3 protein-coding genes and 1 pseudogene are annotated in these 2,395 nt (G+C 70.4%); all 4 read left to right on the top strand.

Annotated features, from left to right (window positions below; translation table 11 throughout):
• Nucleotides 1-484: pseudogene (locus tag ACESLR_RS03890) on the top strand (hypothetical protein); the annotation flags it as partial.
• 2 nt (nt 485-486) lie between these two features.
• The gene (gene lpxK / locus ACESLR_RS03885; RefSeq protein WP_373066683.1) at nt 487-1,509 is read left to right on the top strand and encodes a tetraacyldisaccharide 4'-kinase; all 1,023 of its coding nucleotides are present in this window, start codon (nt 487-489) and stop codon (nt 1,507-1,509) included.
• Nucleotides 1,510-1,512: 3 nt separating this feature from the next.
• Entirely contained in the window at nt 1,513-1,707 is a 195-nt protein-coding gene (locus ACESLR_RS03880; RefSeq protein ID WP_018866918.1) for a Trm112 family protein, read from the top strand.
• An 8-nt stretch (nt 1,708-1,715) separates the two neighbouring features.
• A partial coding sequence (gene kdsB / locus ACESLR_RS03875) for a 3-deoxy-manno-octulosonate cytidylyltransferase (protein WP_373024489.1) occupies nt 1,716-2,395 on the top strand: 680 nt, incomplete at its 3' end.

Here is a 2,395-nt window from a genome sequence, read left to right as displayed (position 1 = left end):
GGGCCAGTGGCCCGCATGGCGTGCGGCCTGGGAGGCCTCCGGATTCGGGCGGAGTGACATCCTGCTGGCGAGCCTGCGCGAGGATGCGGGGGCGGCCGAACTGCCGGGCGCGGATCTCGCAGTCTCGATCTGGGATCGCTCGGCGCTGGAACCGGGGACAATCCTGCACCTCGATGACCGGCGCTGGTTTGCGGCCGCGGCCAGCGCGGCCCACGCGGTGCATCTGGCTGCGCCGAATCGCCAGGCCCTGTGGCAGGGTATGGCCGGCGGGGCCGCGGTGAGCCTTGGCGAGACGCCGGCGTCCGCGGTGCCCTGTGCGGTGCTGGGCGAACCCGCCGCGGTACTGGAGGCCTGGCAGGGGCTGCGCGACGACCCGGCGGCACGGCGCCGGCAGGGCGATGCGGCCCGCCGGCGTTTCTGGGGCGAGCGGCGGCAGGTGGACGCGAACTTCGATGCCGTTCTGCAGCAGGTCTGGGACTGGTAGCCATGGGTTCGGTACAGGCATGGCTCGGTGCCCGGCTCTGGGACCAGTGGAGCCATCGCGGACCGTTCGCGGCCGCGATGTTTCCCCTGTCGCTGATCTATGCCGGCCTGGCCGAGTGGAATCGCCAGCGCCAGGAGCAGTTGCGGCGCGAGATCGCCATTCCGGCGAAGGCCGTGATCGTGGTGGGCAACCTGACACTGGGCGGTAGCGGGAAGACCCCGATGACGATCTGGCTGGCGAAGCGTCTGCGCGCGGCCGGCTATCGGCCGGGGATTGTCAGCCGCGGCTACGGGGGGCGCGGGGACGTCGCCGGGATCGCGGTGACGGCCGATTCGGACCCGGTCCTGGTGGGGGACGAGCCGCTGCTGATCGCGCGGCGTACGGGCGTGCCGGTGCAGGTGGATCGTGACCGGGTGCGCGGCGCGCGGGCCCTGACCGATCAGGGCGTCGATGTGGTGATCGCCGACGATGGCATGCAGCACCATCGGCTGCCACGCGACATCACCATCCTGATGGTCGACGGGAAACGCCGGTTCGGCAACGGGCTTTGCCTGCCCGCGGGCCCGCTGCGGGAGCCCAGGCGGGCCCGCGAGCGGGCCGACTTCGTTGTCGTGACCGATGGCGAGCCGGAACCCGGCGAGATCCCGATGGAACTGGTCCCGTCGAGCCGCCTGCAGCGGGTCGACGGGGCGGAGGAGGGGCGCAAGCCCCACCGTTTTGCCCGGCGCGACGCCCATGCCATTGCCGGAATCGCCGACCCGGAACGCTTCTTCCGTACCCTGGAGGAGGCGAAGATCGGTATTATCCGGCATCCGTTTCCCGATCATCACCGCTTCCTGCCGCACCAGATCCGGTTCGACGACGGACTGCCGGTTCTGATGACGGAGAAGGATGCCGTAAAATGCCGGGCGTTCGCGCAGGACAATCACTGGTACTGGCCGATCGCGGCCCGGTTGCCAACCACTTTCGAGCCGGCGCTGCTCGCGCGTCTGGAAACCGTCAGCCGGCTCAAACACCTGGGGTAATGCATGGACAAGCGTCTGCTCGATATTCTGGTCTGCCCGGTCACCAAGGGGCCGCTCAAGTACGACCGCGAGAATCAGGAGCTGATTTCGGTCTCCGCCGGTCTCGCCTACCCGATCCGCGATGACATCCCGGTGATGCTCGAGGACGAGGCGCGGGTCCTCTCCGAGGACGAGAAGGAACGCTGGCGCGAGGCCTGAGCGTCCGCATGACAGGCTTTGTCGTGGTCATCCCGGCCCGCATGGCCTCGAGCCGGCTGCCGGACAAGCCGCTGGCCGCGGTGGCCGGGCGCCCGCTGATCGCGCACGTAATCAGCCGTGCCCAGGAGAGCGCCGCGCGGCGCGTGATCGTGGCCGGGGATGACGAGCGTATCCTCGACGTGGCGCGCCAGTGCGGGGCCGAGGCCTTCCTTACCGACCCTGCGCTGCCCTCGGGTACCGATCGCATCGCCACGGTCGCCGCGGCCGAAGGCTGGGGCGACGAATCCATCGTGGTCAACCTGCAGGGCGACGAGCCGCTGACCCCGGGGCCGCTGCTGAACGACCTGGCGGCCCTGCTGGGGCAGAACCCGCAGGCGGACATGGCCACGCTGGGTGTGCCGATCCGCTGCGCGCAGGACCTGACCGACCCCAACCAGGTCAAGCTGGTGACGGACCGCAACGGGCGGGCCCTGTACTTCTCCCGTGCCCCCATTCCCTGGGACCGCGAGGCCCGGCGTGCCGGGCAGGCGCCGGCGCTGGAGCAGGCCACCCGCCACCTGGGGCTGTATGCCTACCGTGCCGGTTTCCTTCGGCGCATGAGTGCCGAGCCGCCGTCGGCGCTGGAGCGGCTGGAACAACTGGAACAATTACGCGCCCTGGACATGGGTGCCTGGATCCAGGTCGGGCG

This window comes from Thioalkalivibrio sp., from assembly GCF_041685615.1.
GTDB lineage: Bacteria > Pseudomonadota > Gammaproteobacteria > Ectothiorhodospirales > Ectothiorhodospiraceae > Thioalkalivibrio.
The sequence above is the reverse complement of the archived record's forward strand: the minus strand, read 5'-3'. Positions and strand labels throughout refer to the sequence as shown.

Excerpts from the sequence above, each read along its gene's own strand:
- ACESLR_RS03880 (WP_018866918.1), top strand. The coding sequence starts at position 1,513 with ATGGACAAGCGTCTGCTCGATATTCTGGTCTGCCCGGTCACCAAGGGG.
- lpxK (WP_373066683.1), top strand. The coding sequence starts at position 487 with ATGGGTTCGGTACAGGCATGGCTCGGTGCCCGGCTCTGGGACCAGTGG.